The organism is Streptomyces sp. CB02959, from assembly GCF_002803155.1.
Classification (GTDB): domain Bacteria; phylum Actinomycetota; class Actinomycetes; order Streptomycetales; family Streptomycetaceae; genus Streptomyces.
This window is the reverse complement of record NZ_NNBP01000050.1, coordinates 14,998-35,721: the sequence shown is the minus strand read 5'-3', so window position 1 is coordinate 35,721 and position 20,724 is coordinate 14,998. Positions and strand designations below refer to the sequence as shown.

Genomic DNA, 20,724 nt, shown 5'->3' with positions numbered 1-20,724 from the left:
GTGCCGACCTGGCGGTTGATGCGGAGTTTGTTGAGTTGGACGGTGATGCCTTGTTCGGGGGTGAGGGTGGCGTGGCCGGTGTTGGGTTTGAACAGGATGCGTTCGTTGGTCGGGTCGGGGGTGGCGGTCCAGCCGGTGAGGTTGATGGAGGTTTGCAGGCCGGTCAGGTCGAGGACGAGTTGCCATGCCTCGGAGCCGATGGGCACGTAGACGGAGATCTCGTTGGTCTCGATCGGGGTCGGGGAGATGCGGCTTCCGACGATGATCAGGTCGCCGAGTTCGACGGTGCCGCTGGGCGGGCTGACGGTGAGTGGGTCGGGGACGGTGGTGGGCGAGTACTGGAGCTGACTTTCGAAGTCGGCGGCCGTTTCCGGGTCCGTGGCGGCGGTGGTCTGGGTGACGATGCCCATGTCCGTCGGTCCTTCCGTGTCGGGTGTGTTGAGTCAGCGGGTGGCGTCGGCGGCGTCGCCGAGGACGAGGAAGCCGGAGCGGATCTCGGGGTCGCCGAGGGGCATGTCGGTGGAGTCGGGGGCGGTGATGGGGAGGGTGCGCCAGGTGTTGTCGGGGCCGGTGGGTTCGGTCCAGGTCCAGGTGCCGGTGGCGGTGGCCGGGTGGGGCAGGACTGCGGTGAGGGGGTCGGGTGTGGTGGGGGCGAGGAGGGGGCCGGTGCGGAAGCAGACCGCCATGCGGGCGAGCGCGTCGGCGGTGAACTCGGAGGGGACGTGGACCGAGGAGACGGGGAGGATGTCGGTGGTGGCGTGGACGGCGGCTCGGGGGTCGAGCAGCAGCGTGACGGTTGCGGTGCTGGTGCCTTCGAAGGCGAGTTTGAGGCGGTCGCCGGTGCTGATGGGCCGCAGGTAGCCGCCGTGGTTTCCGGCGGGGTCGGTGATGGTTTCCAGGTGGTTGTAGTCCTCGCCCAGGACGTAGCCGACGAGGCCGTCGTCGGTGGCGGTGGCCTGGCCGAGGCGGACGATCCACTCCCAGCCGGGCATGGCCGGAGCGTGTTGGCCGGGGTCGAGGACTTCGTTCCAGCCGCATGAGGTGCGCACCGGGCCGTTGAGTTGGAGGTCGAGGCGGGCGCGGACCAGGGCGAGGGGGCGGCCGAGGAAGAAGCCGAGGCTGGCGTCGTCGGGGCCGTCGGGGTCGATGGTGGTCAGGGCGTCGTCGATGGTGGCGCGGACGGCGTCGAAGGTGTCCGGGCCGCGTTCGGCGATGGCGGCGAGCAGGTCGCGGGTGTGCGGGGAGAGCTGCCCCAGCTGGTCGAAGTCGGTGACGTCGGAGCCCGGCAGGGGCGCCCACACGACGGCCTTGGCCCCGCCGGATCGCATGATGGTGCGTAGTTCGCCCCAGGGCCGGCCGGTGGGGTCGTAGCAGGCGAGCGTGCGGTCGAGACGGTTGGGCACGATCCAGGCACAGACGGGGTTGGCGCCCGGGGTGAGGTCGACGTCCTGGTCGCTGGTGGCGTTGAGGAATCCGAAACCGAGGCGGGCGGGCTGGAGCAGACGCGGGGACAGTTCGACGAACCGGTGGGTGTCGGAGGATTCCACGGGGTGGTCGGGGATCATCGACTTGGGTCGGGACGGCTTGAAGTGGCGGGGGTCGTCGAAGAGGTTGACGGCGCGGCCGAACCGGTCGACCACGGTGAGTTGGGTGAACGCCAGCTGCCCCGTGCGCAGTTCGAAGAATTCGGAGGAGGTGACCTCCGGAGGACGGCCGGGGAACGTGAACTTGACGGCGCCGGGCATGGGGGCGTAGTGGTCGCCGTGGGAGACCAGGTCGCCGATGGTGCCGGTGGGGCGCAGGGTGGAGCGGGGGTCGCGTTGGGCGAGGAAGGCGGAGAAGCCGTCCAGGCGTTGGGAGAGCATGTCGAGGTTGCGGACCTCTTCTTGCAGGACGCGTAGGTCTGGGAGGTCGGCTCGGTGGCGGGCGTGGGCGGCGAGTTTGCCTTCGGTGTCGTGTCCGGCGGTGGGGGCGAGGACCTGGCGGCCGGTGATGACGAACGGGTCGGCGATCTCGCCGGTGCCGTCCCACCGGTAGCGGGTCCCGTCGAAGGCCCAGTGCTCGCCGGTGTCGTCGCGGTAAGGCAGGGCGGTGTAGTCGACGGCCCACTGCAAGAACAACGGCTGCCAGGGCTGGCACCAGGGCTCGGTGCCGTACTCGGGCAGCGCACCCGTCGCATCTCCCAGATCCACGCCTTGGTCTGTGGCGCGGTCGAGGATGAAGAACTCCGTCAGCAGGCCGGGGACGGGGGCGGGCAGGTTGGCGGTGTTCACCTTCGCCACGCTCGCCTGGACGGATGCGGCGGTGATGGAGCCGACCTTGGTGATGAGCCGGTCGGGGGTGCGGCACGGCAGGAAGGAGCCGCGGGTCATGGGCGCGTGCAGGTGAGCACCCTGGAGCATCAGGACCGGGTCGGCGGGCTGCTCGTGCGGGGCCTGCGGAACGCGTTGCAGGACGTGGTCGGTACGCAGGCCGTGGTCGGCGGCGTACTCGGCGGCGCTGTCTTCCAGGTCCTTGGGGGTGGTGCCCCAGGGGATCGATCGCGTGGTGCGCATCTGGGTCAGGCGTGTGATGAGGTCGGCGACGCGTCCGGCGGCACCGTCGGCGTGTTCGGGGTTGAGTTCGTCGTCGATTCGGTCGGCGAAGGCCGGTGGCACCCTCTCAGCCTGGGACAGTGCCCACAGCAGATAGAGGCGTTCCTGCGCGGCGGCCAGGTCGGCCGTCATCGCGTCGTGTTCGGCCTGGACGCGGTTGAGCTCTGCGACGACGTCCTGTTCGAGGGCGTGCTCGCGGGCGCGTTCGGTGGCCGTGAGGGGCGTGGGGGCGTTGGGGTCGCTGCGGTCGGCGATGTGCCAGGTGTAGCCGGCGGGGGCGGGCCCGAAGCCGGAGTTGTGGGCGGCGGTGTCGGTCAGCTCGTCGCCGTTGGTGCGGTCGAGGGTGTCGAGGGTGCCCAGGGCGAAGGCGCGGACCAGCCGGGTCTCCTGCTCGGTGAGGGCGCTGGGGCCGGCGGCTTCGTCGATGAGGCCGGCCATGGCCTCGGCGGCGGAGTTTCCGATGGATACCGCGACCTGGTCCGGGTCCGGGACGATGTCCGAGGGCGGGAGGGGGCCTTCGCGCTCCCAGTCGATGCCGAGCACGCTGCCGGTGTAGAGGGCGCGGTTGACGGTGCTGGTGGCGGCCGGGGCGAGCCATTCGAGCTTGTCGAGCAGGTCGGTGAGTTTGCCGTCGTGTCCTGCGAGGATGTCGCTGCCGGGGTCGGCGTGCCAGCCCACCACGTGGTAGCTCAGCCGGTCCTTGCCCGGCACGTCGTCCAGGGTGTCGTGGAGGGAGAAGACGTTCTCGTTGTACGGCTGGAAGACCGAGAAGGTGAGCAGGCCGGGGCCCAGCGCGGTCAGGAACGGCTCACGGGCGTCGGTGGGTTCACGCCACGGTGAGGCGGTGGTCAGGTCGTGGCGGCGGCCGATCTTGGTGGCGGTGACCTCGTCGGCCTCCGGGTCGAGGTAGGAGACGGTGCCGGTCCGCAGCCCGAGGTGGTCGCTTTCGACGACCCAGGCGCGCACGGTGTCGGAGGCCGCCTGGTGGCGGACGACCAGCCACCGGTTCGGCACCAGCGGGAAGTCCTCGACGCCGTCTTGGTCGTCGTGGCGGCCGCGGGTGAGTGCCTCGGGGAGCTGCCATTGCACATACGCCCCGCGCCGCTCGGCCTCGCCGGGCCAGGGGTTGATCTGGAACGGCTCCGGCTCCGGGGGCATGCGGTTGTCCTGGAGCAGGAAGAAGTTGGGGTGCCAGCGGTGGAAGACGAACGTGCCGGCTGAGTTTTGGGTGCGGGTGTTCACCGCGAGCGCGGCCACCTCGACCGGCACCACCAGGGTGTCGTTACTGCGCGTGGGCATGGTCGGATTTCCCTTGCTGTTGGCGGATATGCGTCGAGGAGCCGGTCAGGGACGCGGACGGACGAACATCTGAAGCTGCGGGGCCTTGACCATCTGCAAGGTGAACTGAGCCGAGGACAGCGCGGAGACGTTGTGGGCCCGTGCCAAGGCGGGCAGCAGCGCATCGCCTTGGCCTGCCACGTTGAGCACGTCATAGCCGCCGGCGCGCAGGAACCGGCCGAACCGGTCATCGCCCGGGTCCTCGGGGAACTCCCCTTCCTCCACCGGTGCGCCGATGTTGGGCCCGCTGATCTCGCGGAGTTGGATCGTGCCCAGGTCGCCGAATCCGAAGTGCAGGCCCTGGGGTGGTTCCGCCATCGCGAAGGTGTCGATCGCGGCCGGGTAGAGCAGCATCCGCACGTGCGTGCCGTAGTGCGCGCTGCGCACCGGCTCGACGGCGGCTCCGGATCGGAGGGCGGTGTAGATGGTTTCGGGCCAGCCTTCGACGAGGTCGGAGTGGAGCAGCACCCCGCACTGGGGTGCCTGGCGCACGCCACGGGCGAGCAGGTTCAGGTCGAAGTCGAGGGTGTGGCCGACGCCGATGCTCAACGCGCCGTCGATGGCAGCCTGGATCCAGCCGGGGTCGATGTGGAAGAAGCGGATGCTCTCGCGCGGGAGCATGCGCGGGTCGGGCACGAGGTGTTCGAAGGGGACCCTATGCAAGGTGACGAGTTCGTCGAGCCACTTGGTGACCGGGTCGAGTTCGGTGGCCGTAGCCGCCCGCAGCACCTCGCGCACGTCGGCCCGGCCCAGCGCGCTGTGCAGCGAGGCGGCGGTCCACGCGCCCGGCGCTGAGGTGCGGGCGCCTGGGGCGTGGCGGCGTCCGGCTGCCACGTCGGCACCGGCCTCACCAAGAGCACGGGCCAGGCGTGCCCCGTTGCCGTCGGTGAGGAGCTTGTCGAAGGCGTCCCGTGCCAGATCGCGGGTGAGCAGGTCGGCGGTGCCCGTCGTAACGGCTCGTCCGGCCAGGTCGGGGTGGGCGACCAGGCGTCGGGCCGCGTTGCGGGCTCCCTTGCGCCATGCCAGCAGGTGGGTGCGGAACTCGGGGTCGGCCAGGGCCAGGGCGCGGCCGAGGGTGAAGGCGGAGGCGTAACCGGTGTCGTAGACGCCGTAGGTCTCCAGGTAGACCAGAGCCTCGTCGGCCGATTCCAGCCGCACCCGGTCGTCGGGCAGGTCCGGCAGCGGCCGTGCCGGAGAGGCGGTGAGCGGGCCGCGGTAGAAGCCGGCGGTGCGCTCCCCGGAGGGCAGGCGCTGGGGCAGGGCGGTGGATCCGGTGTCGATCCGGTCCAACGCCTCCCGTTGCGCCGCGTTCGGGTTGGACGGTTTCTGCGGTCGCAGGCGCAGCACCGGGTCGGCGTCGGCTGCGATGTGCTGGGCGAGGTCGCCGAACCCGATCCCGGAATCCGGTTCGGACTCGAACACCCAGGACCACACCGACACCAGACGCACCCCCTCGGCAGGCACAGACGCCCCTGCACCCAGGATGCTTTCGTGGCCGTCGAAGGAGACCAGGTGCGCCACGTGCATGCCGCCGGCCACGTCCGGGAACCGGTTGGCGACGACGACCGCCTTCAACTCCTCCTCATCCGGTGTCGGAGTGGCGCCGCGGGTGGCGTCCGGCGGCCCGCCCTCACGCACGTGGGCGAGCATTGCCATCTCGGTCGGCAGCGGGGCGACGGCGGTGAACAGGTCCTTGGGCACCAGGATGCTGCGGCACACCAGCTCGGTCTCGTCCGCGAACAGGTTGTCCGGGTTGATCGACGGCCGGCGGCCGGGCAGCTCCTCCCCGTTGTCCAGGCGCCCGGCCAGGAGTTCACGCACGGTGGAAGCGTCCGCCTGCCCGATCGCCTTCGGGTCGCCGGGCAGTTCGTCCTCGCGGAAGACCAGCAGTGCCAGCCAAGGGACGTCCGGTTCTTGGTCGGCGAGCGGGCGCAGCCACGGCACGCCTGGGGTCTCCAGCGTGATGTGTGGCAGCACTTGGCTGTACAGGCCCTCCGATCCCGGCAGCGGATAGCAGGCGTGGATGTCGGTCCCGGCGATGGCGAACCTCGGGCCGCGCACGTCGAACCGCTGCGTGCGGGTGGGCAGCGACGAGCCGGGTAGGTCGGTGATCGACTGCTGGGTGGTGATCGTGTACTTGCCGGCGTACAAGGCGGGGATGCGGTGGTCGATGAACCGCGTGCGGTGCTTGATGTCAGGCGTGGTCGCCACAGGGAAGGGTCACCCCAATTCGATGGAGGCGGGCGGCGTCAGGAAGCGGGGACGAGCATCGGCTCGGCGGTGAACGCGGTCTCAGCCGCATCGCGGTGGGCGGACAGGTCCGTATCCAGTGCGCCGAGGTCGAGGCCGAGGCCGGTGAGCGCCTGCGTGAGCTGGGCGCGGGCGCTGTTCTGCGCCGGGGCCGCGACCGTCCGCGCGATGGTGCCGATCACCCCGGACTGGCGGCGCGGGACCGGCCCGACGGGCTGTGCATTCGGGTCGAGCGGCTGGACGCCGTCCCGTTCGATCGGGTCGAACTCCAGCGCGTCCTCGCCGATGTAGCCGGTGTCGTTGCCGTACTCCGGCCCCGGAGAGGACAGCGTTGCCCCGGTCAACTGGTTCGGAATGACCTGCTCGCCGGAACCGGGCAGAGTGTCTCCGCGCCCGGTGCCCCACAGTGCCTGCGGTACCGACGCGGTGGCCGGCGTGCGGCCCCAAGCGGGCAGGTCGAGGTCCTTGTCCTGTTCGTGCCAGGTGACGGAAACCCGCTGCACGCTGGTCCGGTTGGTCTTGTCCATGGGGCGGATGTTCAGCTTGCTGCCCCGCTCCACCGGGCTGCCGCCGCTGCGGGTCAGGTACAGCTCGCCCACCGGGACGGCGGAGTCGGTGGAGAAGGTGAACCCGGCCGAGGACACCTGCCAGGCGTCATCGTCGCTGAGCGTGCCGTCAGCCGACTGCGGGCGGTCGGCGATCAGCCCGGCACCGGGGAGCACCCGCACCGCCGTGTCGGACGGCGGCAGCATCTCCCGGAACCCAGGCCAGTCCAGCGCGTTGGTATCCGCATCCCGCTTGGCACCGAAGCCGATGGTGAACGAGATGAACCACAGGTGGATCTTGGCCTCGCCACCCGTCGGCGGACCCCAGACGCTGAGCGAGACCCCCACCTCGATGGTGATCGTGATCCGCACGAACAGGATCTTCACCGACGCCGACACACCCACGGAGACCCGCATGCCGACGTCGAAGTAGAACGGCTTCCACTGGATCAGCGCATCCACCTTGGCAGTCAGCCAGGCACGCACCGCACCGGAGTGGAACCGCACATCCAGCCCGCCCCCGGCCATCACCGCGGCCGGAGTCAGCGCGAAGTAGGCGTCACCGGAGACCGTCACCGCACCCGACAGGTCCCAGTCAAAACCCAACCGCGGCACCACCGGATAGTGCTCGGGCTTGCGGTAGTTGCGGTGGTAGCCGCCGACGGTGACGACGAAGTCACCCTTGTTCGGGCTCGGCCCGAACCACGTCTTGAACGCCACCCCACCACGCAGCCGGCAGTTCGGATCCAGCACGAACGAATTCGACGTCAGTGCGGCCGACAGGCTCAACTCGCCCGCCTTCGGCTTCAGCAACGCCTCCAGCCCGATCTCGACATGCGCGTACTTCCGGCGCCCGGGCTGCTTGGGAAAACTCATCCCCGCCACACCCAGCAGCGCCAGCGTCAGATCCTCACCCGTCTGCACCGCCAACATCGCCCGCCCGTCCAGGCACTCGGCGACGGTGAACGCCAGACCCGCGGCGACCCACACCGGATCATCACTGCCCTGGGCAGGTGTAATCCACGGCGAGTCGCCCTGGGTGAGATGGTCGAGGACCTGGAGCGGATCAGCGGTGCCATCCGGTTTCGCGCCGATCGACGTCGGATCTTTCAGCGCCTTGATGAACGGGAAGTCCGCAACGTTCTCCGGTCCGTCCGGCAGCCGCAGATGGCTACGCCACCCCATCCCACCGGCCACCCCGCGCACCTGGAACGCTGGCGGGCCGATGCCCTTGTCCGCGGTCAGGGCACCGAACGCGAAGAACGACGGCTTCGCGCCCGCGCTGGGCGCATACGCCGCAGCGATGGCGCTGCCGTGGAACGTACCGGTGTCCACCAACAGCACACCACCCACCGCGAGCGTGTACGGAGGGTTCGCCTTGCGTGCCGCCAAGCCGCCACTGATGTGCAACGGCGCCTTGTCGAACTTGATCGCCTTGGACTTACCGTCCAACACGCCGATGTCGATGAACCCCAGCAACGACACCGCATCCGTGGGACCACCGAACGCGAACCCCGCCCGGCGCTGCGAGGCCAGCCACCCCGGCGCCAGCAGCACGAACCCGTCATCGGTCACCACGGCATGCGGCACGCGCCGCACCCCGACCCGCGGCACAGGAACAGCCGACACGGCACTGCCGCGCACCGGCATGGCCCGCCCCAGCCCGTCCCGCCGCGCCGGATCCAGCTCCCGCCTGGGCCTGTCAGGCCGCACCGGCACCACCAACGGACCACCCGACCAAGCCCCGCCGGGCAGGACCAGCCAGCTCCCTTCCGCCAGCCCGTCCTCAGGCAAGGCAACCGTCACGCCCTTGGCCGTACCGAGCAGATCCGTTACCTGATCAGCCGTCAACCCCCGGTCGGCACACGCCACGTACCACGCACCGGAAGCCACCACCATCAGCCGACCGATGCCCGACCGGGAGACCACGGTCACCTGACCATGCTCCCCTTCGCCGGTCAGCACCGTGACGCCGTCCGCTCGCTGGAGGTCCAGCCGGGTCACCGACGCGCTCGCGGGAAGCGGCGGAACATCGATCCCCAGCCCTCGCCCCAGCACCTCCCCGGCCGCCCCGGGCGCAGGCAACTCGACCGACAAGCTCACACCCGTGACAGCTTCACCGCCGTCATGGACGAAGGACACCTCGACAGGCACCGGACCATCCGCCAAAGCAGTACGGGCGGTGCCGGTGAACGTCAACGCCTGCGCGTCACCGTCCTCCCACACCGCCCGCAGCACCCCGTCGGCGAACAGGGGCCGGAAACCATCACCAAGCCCCAGCACATCACCCGGAACCTCCACCACACGCCCGGCACCAGAACCGGCCCCATCCCCCCGCAACCGCTCACGCAGCTCGGATACGGCGACTGCCATGACACATCGTCTCCTCACCCGCCCCGGGCAGCCCACACTGCAGGAGACGGTTCAGACATCCATGGAAAAGACCGGCAAGCACACCAACGACGGGCCCACAGCAGCGGGCCAACACCAAACCAGCGCCTCTGAAGAACAGGCATGAGAGCGTCACCAGCTCACGTGGCTACGCCTCACCACACCGACACACCACTGCCCGCCGACTCTGCGCGCGCAGCGCCGATGAGGGACAAGATCTCAGTGAATAGGTCACCCGGTATATGCCACACCGGGACCGAAAGGCAGGACTACACGCGGCTCACGCGCCGCCGGCCCAGTGCACACACCCCGCCCGGCCGAACGAAGACGGCACCGACCCTCTGCATGCAACCCCTAGGTACATCGTGACCAGCGAGCAACAAGACCGGCACGAAGCGTAACAGCAGGGCCCGTTACTCCATCCTATTCACCGACAAATGACTGAAAGTGACTCATTAAAGGAAAAGGAAAACCACATACCGGCGTTGGCCACAAGAAGGGTGAACCTGGGGCAGTGACCGACAGGAAGCCGCCTGATCGCGGGCCCGCGGATGGCGAAATGGGGACGACTGCTGCTCCTGCAGCTGCCGTCCCCCGGCACCGGGCCCGCCCCGCCACTTGTTGGAGCCGACCTCGAACTTGCTGACCTGGTCGGCCGGAGCTGTGCGGCGCTCGAAGGGTTCCCGATCAACTTCGTCGAGGACCGCTGGCTGCACATCACCTCAACCAGGTCACTGGCCAGGCTGGTGAGGCCATCCCTCAAGGCGAACACGACGTGCTGGCCGCTCCGCTGGAGAGGGCGCTCTCCGACACCGAGCCATTCGAGATCGTGATGGCCTGCCAGCGGGTGGTCGGCGGGCTGATGCTCGACCGGGTCACCGCCGACGGGCGCCTGGCCCACTGGCGTGCCGAGGCGGGGCTGGACCGAACTTTCCCGTTCGGCGGACACCTCACCCACCGCCTCCTGCGCGGCGATCCCAGGAAGATCGCCCTCGTGCGGTCCGGCACCGCCGTAGCCTCCGGCAACCACCGCGCCCCGGGCGCAGGCCGGACCCGGACATGCTGGCCTGCATGCACCACTTCAAATGGCGCACCGGCGTCCTGGACGACCTCCGCCGCCGGGTCGAGCGGTTCACCCCCCGGCGACTGGGCCGAGCACACCCCAGCCGTACGGGATGAGGCGTCACGCCTTTTGGAGCACATCGACCCGCACCACGGGCGCGTCGACGTCGCCGCCCCCGGCTCGCCTTCCGCTCCGGTAAGACCGTGCTCGCCCAGGCCCTTGCCTAACGCGGGCTGGTCCACCTCTCCGTCGACGAGGAGGCCCACCGCCTTCACGGCCGCTACTGCGTTGACTACCCCGAGCACGAATACTTCGAGCGCGAGCGGCCCGTTGTCGACGCCATCCGTGCTCAGCTCGTCGAACAGATGGCCGCCGGCCATGACGTCGTCCTCGACCACGGGCTGTGGCTCCGCTCAGACCGCGAAGCGTGGACCAAGACCGTGGAGGCCGCGGGCGCACGCCCACGGCTGGTGTACCTCCCCCTGGAGAAGACGGATCTGCTGCGCCGCCTGGCGGAGCGCAACGGACGCGACGACGCCAACGCGCTCACCGTCACCCCGAGCAGATCGGCGAGCGGCCGGGCCGCGGCCAGGACCTGTTTTCCGAAGTCGGCCAGGCGCATTCGGTGCCCGCACTGGCCACGGATCAGGAGCTGCCCCCGCACGTCGCGCTCCAGGTGCTGGAGCTGCACGTCACCGCGGACGGTGACGTGCCCACGGCACGGCCGTACGCCGCGAGTGTCCTGTCGCGTTGAAGTTGTCCGTGGATCTTGCCGTGAGCTGCAGACCTGTCAGGTTGATTGGGAATCCCGCCGCGCCGCGTTCTCAATACAGCTGGCTTCTGCAGAATCCCAGAGGGCCGGCCGCACTTGGCCCGGTCGGGCTTGATCACTCGCCAGCCGGGTGAGCCGCATTGCCGTGGCTGCGCTCATGAATGCTTCAGGAACCTCAAACCGAACGCCGCGAACACTAGGACGATTCCGATGTTCACCATCAGCCGCTCCCAGAACTGGTGCCTGAAGAACAGAACGTCCACGCCAACCACGACGGCTACCAGCGCGAGCACGTAGAGCACGACGACAGCCTGTCTTCCCATCCTTCCTTTCTACTACGTGCGGTCGCGGTGGGAGTGGAGCCGGAGCGGCACAATCTCTGAACACAGGCGGGGCGATGCACTGCCGGTATCGCGGCAGTAGCCGTGCCCCTCGCACGTCGTACCGCGATCGTCGGCTCCGGACGAGCCACCGCGCGGCGAGCCCCGAACGAAGCACACCCTCCGCTCAGAGCACGACGCAGCAAGAATCAGATGACACGGATGAGAACGATTGAGAATCCGCCAGTTGCACTGCGACAGGACAAGATCAAACCCCACGTACGAGGCAAACGTCGCCGCTCAGCGCGCGAAGCAATGAGAATCCGACAGCGCGAACGAGAAGCAGTGAGAATCCGACAGGCTCAGTGAGACAGGACAGCGAGCGTGCTCACTGCACTGTCCCTTGGGCCGGACAAAGGCCACGGTCAATGAGAAAGGGACATGAGAAATGCGAGCCTACACGTTCGTCTTTCGCCAGTTCGCCTGTGGCAGACAGGAAAGATCCCGCAACGACTGGTGGAATCTGCAGGGGCATGTCAATCTAAACGACCTTCCCCGAGAACCCCGAGGTCAGAGAGGTGATGCTCGTGACTGTGGATGTAGCTTCACCCGGATTTGCCACGACGGTGGAGGCTCTGCGGCTGCATTCCTGGAAACTGGGCCCCGGCCAGCCGGGGCAGGTGATCGACCAGTTCACGGACGCTGACTTCAAGCTCGTCGTGGACGACCGGGCCGATGTCCACGTCAACTCCCGAGACGGGCGGTTCTACCTCGGCTGGTTCCCGATGGGCCGGCCCGGCGGTGACGGTGAGGGGTGGGTGATCGCTGTCACCGGCACCGCGAAGGTCCCCGGGTACCGGATGTCCTTCGAAACGGAGACCCCAGCGGAGATCATCGCTGCTGCCGTAGCCCAGGTCCTGGCCAGCTCTCGACCCCTGTGACGTGCTCACGGCGCCCTGCTGTCCGTACGTGATGCATACCCTTCCCCTGCCGTTGGGCCTCCTGCCCACCCGCTACCGCTTGGAGAACGCCTTGGAATCGCACCCGTGTGAGATGACCGTCGGAGAACTCGTCGACCGCCTGTCGGCCTGCGACCGCGATGCACCCGCCCGCCTGGCCATCAATCCCTTCTTCCCCATGGCTCACCGCCTGGGCGACGTGATCGCCACAGTGGACGAGCACGGAGAACCGGTGGTCTTCATCGCCGAGGCCAAGGACGCCGAGCAGCTCGGCTACCTGCCGTCCGACGTCGCCGTTGCCCTGACCTGGCAGGAGCCGACCGAGGCACCCCCGCGCCGCCGGCGCGGCGCGGCCGGGCCGAGCGACGGTCAGTGAACTACCCCCGAACCCCAGGGAGGCGCCCCTGAACTCGCACCATCCCATCGATCCCTCCCGCCCCGGCACGCCGGACCCGGTGTACTGGGTCACCCCGCGCCACCTGGCCGGTGACGACGACGCCCTCGCCGAGCGGATCGGCGACACCCTGCGCGGGCTCGGCTGGCGCATGTGGCCGACCTCCCGCAGCACCCTGCTGTACGTGAGCCCGGACGAGCTGCGCGGCGCCGAGTGGATCCTTGCCAGCTACCCGTTCGAACTCGGCGGACTCCCGGTTGCCTGGCAACTGTCCGCCCGTCCCCATGCCGACGCCGTCATGACGGGGTGGAACGCCTACTTCACCGCCGGCGTCCCGCCCGAGGCGCTCGCCGACTTCCTGCTTGCCCTCGATGCCCGGGAGGTGCCCGACACGGGTTTCGCGGACCACGAGTCGGTGCTCACGGCGCTCGGCGCGCGGGGCTGGCTGCGCGACATGGACCGCCCGCGCACGACCGCCACGGACCCCGGCTTCTCCGGGCATGTCTCCCTGGAGACGCTGCCGCCGCTCATCCACGACGCCGACCCGCGCGATGACCTGCTCGGGTGGCAGGCGTGGGCGGAGCCCGCCCTGGGCGCCCCCTACCTGTGGTGTGCCAGCTTCAGCGCGAGCGTTCCGCACGACCTGGTCGCCGCCTTCGCCTCCTCGCTGGCCTCACCGGTCCCGGTGCCACGGCGCACTCTGCCGGAGAGTTCGCAGGACCGGCTCACCGTCGTCCGCCGCGGCTGACGGCCGTGCCAGGACACGCACGTCCCGGTATCCCACGCGCGTCTCCTGCCTGCGAGCGGGAAGCGGCGCACATCGCTGTGCCCACCAGCTTCATGGGCCACCTCACTCGTCCACCTCCAGGAGGTCTGCTTGCCCCTGCCCTTGATCCGCCTCGCCATCGGCCCGACGAACGGCACTGCCCACCGCGGCGTCCTGCTCGACGCCCAGCCGTTGACCGCGTGCGCCACGCACTCACCCGATCTCGCGCCCATCGCCGAGAACACGGCGCACTCCCGGTGCCAGAGCTGTGCGCGAGCCTGGCTCATCCTCACCACGCCGCAGCACCCCGGCGGCGAGCCGGGTGCCCGACCCGCCGTCGGCACGGGCCCGAGCGCCACGGCTCACCGGCCGATCCCCGGCCACCTGCTGGGCTATTGCGGCAAGCCCCTTGAAGCCCGCCGCTCCTCGGCGCGTCGCGTCTGCGCCAACTGCACCCGCCTCAGCGAGGCCCTCGACCGATTCCGGCAGCGGGCAGGCGACCTCGTCCTGCCCGAAGGCGAGCCGTGCCACGGCGACGACACTCTGCTGTGGGCCCCCAAGGGCAGGGCGAACCTGGTGACCGGGCACCGCCGTAACTCCGTGACCGGCAACGCCTACTGCGAGCGGCAACTGGCCGGCCCCAACCCGGGAGCCCCCAACCAGTGCGCGCCGTGCCGCCACCACTGGGAGGAGGCCGAGGTCGTCCGCCAGACCTACACCCTGCCCCACATGCGGACGCAGGCCGCGGACTGGGAGAACCGCACGCTCGATGTCTTCGACGCCCGCGCCAGCTCGCTCCGGTCCGGCGACGCGTACACCCTCTCGCGCTGTGCCGAGGTGCACTTCGTCGTGGCCGTAGCCGACCGCGGAGGCGAGAGCCACACCGACCTCCTCGTCTACCTCCCTGGCGAGGAACGTATCGCCGATGTCCGGATAGGACGCGACCGCCTGGTGACGATCCAGCGTCCCGGATCCGCCCTCGTGCCGAACCGGGCTATCTCGTAGACGAGTTCCGCGTAGTAAGGCGTAATAGCTGTGCCCGGCAGGCCGTTGTGGCCTGCCGGGCTCTGTGCGTAAGGGCTTCGCCCGGTCATAGCGACCCCAGGCACCTGGCTGTTGTCCGGTTCTCGACTCTTGCCCATCGGCAGGCGATCACTGTGCGGTAGAACGAATGCTTTGCCGTGCGGCCAACCGGGGGCGATATTGAGCGGCTTTGAATTCAACGCCGGCCAGATGATCAAGGCATCGATGGCGATGATGGACGTCATGCGGGGCGTCCGGGACACCGCCATCGCCCTGGCGAGCGAACTCGACCAGCAGCACGGGATGGCCGGTGACGATGACGCCGGCCGCGCGTTCGCTGCGGTCTACAAACCTGCCGCAGCGGCCACGCTCGACCAGACCGGCTTCGGCTCCTACCTCATGGGAGCGACGGGCAGGGGCATCATGCAGACCGCCCGGGAATATATGGCTACCGAGAGTCAGGTGAGCGCCGAGCTACTGGGGAAACAGGAGGACCTGTCAGCCAATCTCGGCGATCCAGCCGCGGACTGTTCGTCCAGGTTCATCGGGCTGGGCCGGGAGTTGCCCGAGGTCGTCGGCGACACCGCCTGGTACGACCAGTACGTGCCGGGCGGCGGGGACCGCTACCGCGGATCGGCTCAGAAGACACGTGCCGTTGCCGGATCCTGGCGGCATGCCGGAACGCTCTTGGAACGGCTCTACGAGGAGGCACAGGTATGCGCCTCGACCGCCAGGCAGCATCACACGGGAGCAGCCGCCGACGCGTTCCAGGACTACTTCAAGCGGAACATCGGAACGGGCCATGCTCCAGCGCAGGCACAGGCTGATGAGCCGTTGATGGCCAACCTCGTGGCCGCGTGTCGGCAGCTGGCCAACGCCTGCGAAAACTACGCGGATCACATCGAAACCGCCCTGGCTGCCATTGACGTTCACAAGGCCGACGTCTTCCGGCTTGACCTGCCCTGGGAGCAGCCCATGTTCGGCGGCAACGGCTTTGACGGCGGCCTCAACGACGCGGTCCTCGGCGACCCTCGAATTCGCCAACTCGGTGACATCGCGCACAGTCTGGACTCCTCGCAAGCACGGATACGGCTGCCGGGTGGAGACGACGCGCCTCGACCACCCCTGCTGCCGGGCGGGGGTGTCAGGGTGCCGGTGCCGATCATGCTCGCTTCTGCGACCCCGGCGATGGTGCTGATGGGGCAGGGGGTGGATCCGGGCCTCGCGCACCGAGACCCGCTACCGCCCAACCACCCCAACCTTCTCTCCCCAGCCGAACAGGCCGCATTTCGAACCTGGATGAAATCGCTTCCCGCCCATGGCTTCGCCGGCGGAGGGAACGCCGGCAAGCCGGAGAACGCCTATCAGCTGCGGGTCGCGGGCTACCCCGAACGGGAAGTGCCTCTCCCCGCCGGAGCCCCTGGAACATCCGGGCGGGGGCTGAGCGTGGATGGGATGAGACCCGCGGACGGCTACATGGTGGAGGCGAAATACGTCAAGGAGCCCGAGTGCCGCAACACCTTCCGGCGACTGGACGAGGTCGACAAGACGCTAGGATCTCCAGTCAAGTTCGAATCGAATGGGACGACCGTCAAGTTCGATCCTCGCCGGGATGCCATGTACCCGAAGGACGAGCGCGAGCTCGTTCGCTACCAGGCGGCCATGTCAGACCCGCGTAACTCCCGGGTCAAGGGGTTCGAGATCATCACCAACGATAAAGAAGGCTCCGCGTACTGGCAGAGCATGATGGCCATGATCGGCATGCGGGGAACCACACGCTACGAACCCTGAGGTTACGGATAATGGCTACCGACGAAAACCGCGCGACTTTCCTTTTCTATCCCCCGGTGGATGATGCGAACTCATGGCATCTGACCTTTGAAGACTTCGAGGCTTCTCTCAAGCAGCGTTTTCCTGACGCCTTCACGAGCATGCAGTCCACCAGGTTCCGGGGTGGCGCCTACCTGGACTTCGGAGTGCTCGTCGCCGAAGGCGTTGAGGTTCGAGGTATGTTGACAATCCCTGTCGAGGAATGCGGTTGCGTCACTCTCATCCTGGTTTCACCAGGGGAGGCCGCCGTCATCGCGAAGTGGCTGCGTGATGACTTCATCCCTTCCCCGGACCTCATTCGGTTCAGCAGCGAAGGGGCTATGGAGATTGGCGACGAAACCCACTGGGAGCTGCCGCCCTCTGGTGATCAGGAAGAGATCGAGGAGGATCTCCGCGCACACATCGCCTACGTTGAGGACGCCTGAATGACGGAAGCCTTGCCAGTCGTGGCAGGGCTTCCGTCCATGGATTGGGTCAGCGATCAGCGCGGGCCTTGTCGAGCGCTTTCTCTACGTGGGCATCGACCAGTGCCGGGGAGCCGGATACCAGCACGACGATCGTCCCGGTGCGGACGGCCGTCTGCTTGACGATGCTGCTGCGCCCGCCGACGGTGAAGGTGAGGAGCTGGCTCCACCTCTCGTCGCCGAGTTGGGCGGTAGGAACCTTCTGCGTCGTGACCTCGACGGGGGCACTGCCAGAGACGACCTGGTACTTCGGGCAGGAGGTCAGCGCGTCGTAGATCTTGGCGATGCCCTGGGACAGCTTCTGTGCGGTGTCGCTGTACAGCTCCTCGGATACCTCGGAGTCGCTGCCGCCCGCATAGGCGAAGGATGCCTTCGCCTGGCGGGGGAAGTTGAGGCTGCCGCCGGCCGCGGCGTCGCCGCCGAGCTTTTCCAGTGCGGGGCAGCCGAGCACGGTGACGTCGTCGTGCTGCGCGGGGGCAGGCGCCTTGGGGGTGTAGCCCTCACCCAGGTCACTGTCGTTCAGGAGCCGCTTGCTCAGCGTGGCCGAGGTCAGCGGCGCTGGCGACGTGGTGTTTTTGCTTCCCTGGTGCGCGTGCACCGAGGCGGAAGGTGCCGAGGCGTCGGCGGGGGTGCTGCTGTTGGAGCAGCCTGCCAGGGTCAGGGCGGCGAAGCCGCTCAGGCTGAGGACGGTCGTGGTGGGAAGGCGCATGCGAAACCCCTACGTGTCTGTGGAGCGGACGGTCTGACCGAGCCGGCCCTCCGGGTGCCGGCGATAGGTGGGAGTAGGGGAGAGGGGTTTCGGGGGGTCAGTGGCCGAGGTGGCGCAGGCCCTCGTCGAGGGTGGCGTGGAAATGGTCGACCGGACCGGAGTTGCGGTTGTACCAGGCCGTGTCCAGGCCGGTCTCCTTCGTCTCGTGGCCGGCCCGACAGCGCAGCCAGATCGTGTCGTCACGCATGTTGAAGACGATCCAGTTCCGGTAAGCACCGCACTCGGGGCACTCACGGACCTCCCCGCCGATCACGAGAGGCCGATCCCAGCGCATCATGAACCCGGAGACGTCCTGACGGGACGGTGCCCGGAAGTCCGGCGGCAGGAAGTCAGGCACCACCGCCGTCTCCGGCGCGGCCGAGGTCACCTCGGCCAGCGGGCCCGGCGTTTCGGGTAGCGGCCACTCGGTAGGCGTCGCCAGCATCGCCTGGCCGGCACGCTGGGCCTCACGGAAGGTGCGGTCACGAGTGCGTCGGAACATGCCGTCTCCTTCTTGGTCGTCTTGCGGGCACCAGGAGAGTGCCCTAAGCCTCTGACCTGCTGCAACTCTAGAATTGTTGAAATCATCGGGCCTTGCCCGGCCGGTCGTTGCGGCTCCTCGAAGGCCGTGCGGCGCTGGGGGTTGCCGTGGGCGTGGTGGCGTCGGGCTCGGGCATCGCGGAGGCGTCGGCGGGCAGATCGGCCATGCGACGCAGCCGCCACACCAGCACGTCGCTGACCGACTCCGCGGTGTCCAGCTCCCGGCGGCCGGCTGCTTCGGCCAGGAGCGCGGCCGGGTCGTGACCCGCGCTCTCGGCGTCGGCGAGCGTCGCCGCCAGGGCGTACCAGCCCGGCTCGGCCAGGATCTGCTCGGCCAGCTCGGGCACCGACTGGCGCAGGTAGGCGACTTGCTTCTGCCGCAGGGGCTGCGACAGGCGCCGACCGCGCTGGTACAGCACGCCCAGGGGCACGGGTGCGGCTGCCTGGTAGGCGGCGCGCAGGTGCTCGGCGGCCTGGCGGGCGGCAGTGGCCTGCAGGGCGTGCTCCTTCTTGGCGTGCCAGTGGGCGGCGGCGGTGACGAGGAAGAACGCCATGTCAATCAGCATTGCCGTGGTGGCCCCGTCCTCCCCGCGGCCGAGCGCCGGCCCGCTGTAGACGAGGTCGCGGGCAGCCTGCCGCAGGGCACGGTCGTGCCCGCGCTCGGCACGGACGTGGGAGCGTGAGGCCCGCTCGAACGCCCAGGCCGCTTCTCGCAGTTCACGCCGGGTGTGCGCGGCGGAGGTCTTGGCGAGCGCGTCGAGGACTTCGCCGGCCGCCGCGATGTGCGCCGCGACCACCGCGTCGTCGCCGTGGTCGATGACCAGCACCGCTTGCCAGACGGCCGAGGCCGCCTTGCGCCGCGCCGTACCTGGGCTGCTGGGCGACGGGCGGGAGGAGCTGTCTGCGGGCACGTCGTTGCTGTGGCTCGGATCGGCGGTTTCGGACCACCGTTCGCGGATGCGGGGCAGCGAGAGGTCGGGGGCGAGGGTGGAGCCCGAGTAGTAGATCGGCTCCTGGTCCTCGTTGCGATCGTCGGGCAGCGCGACTTTGTAGCCGAGCAGGTCGCCGGATGGTGCGGCGCGCTGCCGGATCAGCAGGCCGGCTGCGGCCAGGCGGTCGAAGAATTCCTCCTCGCTGGTGGCGCCGGCGACCGCGCGTCGCACGGTCTCGCGCAGCTCCTCGCGCGGGGTGCGTTCCTTGCCCTGGCGTTCGGCTTTGTGGCGTTCGGCGCTGGTGGGGCGTTTTGCGGCGGTGCCGTCGCCGACGTTGAGGCGCCGCAGCCCGTAGTCGATCTCGATCTTTCGTGCTTCCTCCTGGGAGCGTTTGCCGTCCTGGCGGATGCGGGCCTGGCGGCCGTCCTCGCGTACGACGGTGGCGATGATGTGGATGTGGTCGTCGGCGTGGCGGACTGCCGCCCAGCGGCAGGCGGCGTCGTCGCCTTCGGGGGCGATGCCGGTGGCGGTGACCATGCGGCGGGCGATGTCGGCCCACTGCTCGTCGGTGAGGATCGGGTCCTCGGGCGCGGCGCGTACGGAGAGGTGCCATACGTGGTCGGCGGGCCTGGCGTTCCTGGGCAGCGCCATGACGGGCTGGTCGAGCAAGCGCTGCAGGTCGCCGTACGTTGCCTTCGGGTCGCGGCCGGGGTCGGGGGCCTGGCTGTCCCACGCGGCGACGAGGTGAGGATCGATGTGCTCCTCGGCCTTGCCGGGACCGTACAGGTAGGCGATCAGGCCGCGGGTGTCCGTGCCCATGTCGTGGACTTTTGGGATCATGCAGCCGGGCGCTCGCTGTCCAGGTAGTGCTGGGTGAAGGTGTCCACGCGTCGAGCGGCACGGTGTACGGCGGAGAGGACCGCTTCGGCCTGCGGGGCGTCACCGCCTGAATTGAGCGTCTTGGCAACTTGGTTGACATTGTTGCCGATCTGTCCGAGGTGGCGTCGCAGGCTGAACAGCTCGGCGAGCATTTCGCGTTCGCCGGCGATCTCGGCGGCCGTGCGCGTCAGGTCGCGCGCGGCGCTGAGGGCTGCGTGGGCGAGGAAGCCGGACGGCGTCATGGCGCACGCGGCTGCGGCGTCGAGGACGGACTGCTTCTCGGCGTCGTTGAAGCGGCTGGTGATCAGGTGCTTGCGCTTGCTCGACTTGGTCTTCGGCGTGCGGTTACGCGTGGGCGGCTGGCTCGACGGCGCGCTCGCGTGGTACGTGCAGTGCGGGTTGTGGCACGGGTGAGTCGTCTCCTCCTGGGGATGCCGGCCGCCCTCGGTCGCATCCCCCCGGTCCGGCGCCCCCCGGCGCTGGACCGCTTCCGCCACCCTCGGGGCGGAGGAAGCGAGAGTAGTACTCCCAACGGGAGTACTACTCTCGCACCAACTTGCTCGCGACGAGATCGAGTTGGACTCCGGCTCACCTGGCGCGGGAGTGGGGGTTGTCGTCGGGTTCGTCATCGGATGCGGCTCCTCGTGGTGCGGATGCGGTGCTGGATCTGGGCGGCGAGGTCGACCATGGCAGCCGGGCCGGTAAGGATGCGGACGGGTGAGTCGGCGTGGTCCTGGACTAGCCACTGTCCGGTCGGCGCCAGGACTGCTGTGTGCAGGAGTTGCTGTCGCACCAGCACGTCCGCCCATGCGCAGGCTTCGGCAGTGGTCGGTGCGTACTTGCGCGGGTGTCGGGGGTGGATGGCGTGTCCTCCGCCGCGGGGCGGTGGCTCGGCGCAAGGCCGGGCCACCGGTTC

Annotated in this window: 17 protein-coding genes and 1 pseudogene; 8 read left to right on the top strand and 10 right to left on the bottom strand. The window is 69.1% G+C overall.

From position 1 onward, the window contains the following. The 4 genes from CG747_RS44425 to CG747_RS50510 form a co-directional block, all read right to left on the bottom strand. Positions 1 to 410, bottom strand: a 410-nt coding sequence (locus tag CG747_RS44425) for a hypothetical protein (protein ID WP_146022278.1), incomplete at its 3' end; no start/stop codon positions are given. 33 nt (positions 411 to 443) lie between these two features. Further along, positions 444 to 3,893 carry a hypothetical protein gene (locus CG747_RS50515; protein ID WP_100607565.1) on the bottom strand — a complete coding sequence of 1,150 codons (3,450 nt, stop codon included), beginning with the start codon at positions 3,891 to 3,893 and terminating at the stop codon, positions 444 to 446. A gap of 45 nt (positions 3,894 to 3,938) precedes the next feature. Further along, positions 3,939 to 6,143 (bottom strand): hypothetical protein, encoded by a 2,205-nt coding sequence (locus CG747_RS44415; RefSeq protein ID WP_180986005.1) that lies wholly within the window; start codon positions 6,141 to 6,143, stop codon positions 3,939 to 3,941. 38 nt (positions 6,144 to 6,181) lie between these two features. Then, entirely contained in the window at positions 6,182 to 9,100 is a 2,919-nt protein-coding gene (locus CG747_RS50510) for a DUF6603 domain-containing protein (RefSeq protein WP_257981184.1), read from the bottom strand. 1,314 nt (positions 9,101 to 10,414) lie between these two features. Here CG747_RS50510 and CG747_RS50505 point away from each other — a divergent pair. Both CG747_RS50505 and CG747_RS50500 read left to right on the top strand, forming a co-directional pair. Beyond that, positions 10,415 to 10,660 (top strand): annotated as a pseudogene (locus CG747_RS50505) (AAA family ATPase); the annotation flags it as partial. A gap of 146 nt (positions 10,661 to 10,806) precedes the next feature. Then, complete coding sequence (locus tag CG747_RS50500) at positions 10,807 to 10,935, top strand: hypothetical protein (protein ID WP_257981183.1); 129 nt, start codon at positions 10,807 to 10,809, stop codon at positions 10,933 to 10,935. A gap of 173 nt (positions 10,936 to 11,108) precedes the next feature. Here the strand turns inward: CG747_RS50500 and CG747_RS48665 are convergent, their stop codons facing one another. Next, entirely contained in the window at positions 11,109 to 11,255 is a 147-nt protein-coding gene (locus tag CG747_RS48665) for a hypothetical protein (protein WP_180986006.1), read from the bottom strand. 605 nt (positions 11,256 to 11,860) lie between these two features. On the opposite strand from CG747_RS48665, the gene CG747_RS44395 reads away from it, so the two are divergent. The 6 genes from CG747_RS44395 to CG747_RS44370 all read left to right on the top strand — a co-directional run bounded on the left by CG747_RS44395 (position 11,861) and on the right by CG747_RS44370 (position 16,670). Then, positions 11,861 to 12,214 carry a DUF317 domain-containing protein gene (locus CG747_RS44395; RefSeq protein WP_100607571.1) on the top strand — a complete coding sequence of 118 codons (354 nt, stop codon included), beginning with the start codon at positions 11,861 to 11,863 and terminating at the stop codon, positions 12,212 to 12,214. 112 nt (positions 12,215 to 12,326) lie between these two features. Next, entirely contained in the window at positions 12,327 to 12,608 is a 282-nt protein-coding gene (locus CG747_RS44390) for a hypothetical protein (protein WP_100607563.1), read from the top strand. A gap of 79 nt (positions 12,609 to 12,687) precedes the next feature. Next, on the top strand, positions 12,688 to 13,374 hold the full coding sequence (locus CG747_RS44385) for a DUF317 domain-containing protein (protein ID WP_100607562.1): 687 nt from the start codon (positions 12,688 to 12,690) through the stop codon (positions 13,372 to 13,374). Positions 13,375 to 13,503: 129 nt separating this feature from the next. After that, the gene (locus CG747_RS44380) at positions 13,504 to 14,397 is read left to right on the top strand and encodes a hypothetical protein (protein WP_100607561.1); all 894 of its coding nucleotides are present in this window, start codon (positions 13,504 to 13,506) and stop codon (positions 14,395 to 14,397) included. Between the two features lie 198 nt (positions 14,398 to 14,595). Further along, on the top strand, positions 14,596 to 16,206 hold the full coding sequence (locus CG747_RS44375) for a restriction endonuclease fold toxin-2 domain-containing protein (protein ID WP_257981182.1): 1,611 nt from the start codon (positions 14,596 to 14,598) through the stop codon (positions 16,204 to 16,206). Between the two features lie 11 nt (positions 16,207 to 16,217). Continuing rightward, a complete protein-coding gene (locus tag CG747_RS44370) occupies positions 16,218 to 16,670 on the top strand; it encodes a hypothetical protein (RefSeq protein ID WP_100607560.1) in 453 nt (150 codons plus the stop codon). A gap of 49 nt (positions 16,671 to 16,719) precedes the next feature. Here the strand turns inward: CG747_RS44370 and CG747_RS44365 are convergent, their stop codons facing one another. The 5 genes from CG747_RS44365 to CG747_RS44345 form a co-directional block, all read right to left on the bottom strand. After that, positions 16,720 to 17,418, bottom strand: a complete 699-nt coding sequence (locus tag CG747_RS44365) for a hypothetical protein (protein WP_100607559.1) — start codon at positions 17,416 to 17,418, stop codon at positions 16,720 to 16,722. Positions 17,419 to 17,515: 97 nt separating this feature from the next. Next, on the bottom strand, positions 17,516 to 17,959 hold the full coding sequence (locus CG747_RS44360) for a hypothetical protein (RefSeq protein ID WP_257981181.1): 444 nt from the start codon (positions 17,957 to 17,959) through the stop codon (positions 17,516 to 17,518). Positions 17,960 to 18,041: 82 nt separating this feature from the next. Continuing rightward, on the bottom strand, positions 18,042 to 19,769 hold the full coding sequence (locus tag CG747_RS44355; protein WP_100607558.1) for a relaxase/mobilization nuclease domain-containing protein: 1,728 nt from the start codon (positions 19,767 to 19,769) through the stop codon (positions 18,042 to 18,044). Beyond that, the gene (locus CG747_RS44350; RefSeq protein ID WP_257981180.1) at positions 19,766 to 20,305 is read right to left on the bottom strand and encodes a MobC family plasmid mobilization relaxosome protein; all 540 of its coding nucleotides are present in this window, start codon (positions 20,303 to 20,305) and stop codon (positions 19,766 to 19,768) included. Before CG747_RS44350 ends, CG747_RS44355 begins: the two co-directional genes overlap by 4 nt. A 128-nt stretch (positions 20,306 to 20,433) precedes the next feature. Further along, the gene (locus CG747_RS44345) at positions 20,434 to 20,601 is read right to left on the bottom strand and encodes a hypothetical protein (RefSeq protein ID WP_308303857.1); all 168 of its coding nucleotides are present in this window, start codon (positions 20,599 to 20,601) and stop codon (positions 20,434 to 20,436) included. Positions 20,602 to 20,724: the final 123 nt, after the last annotated feature.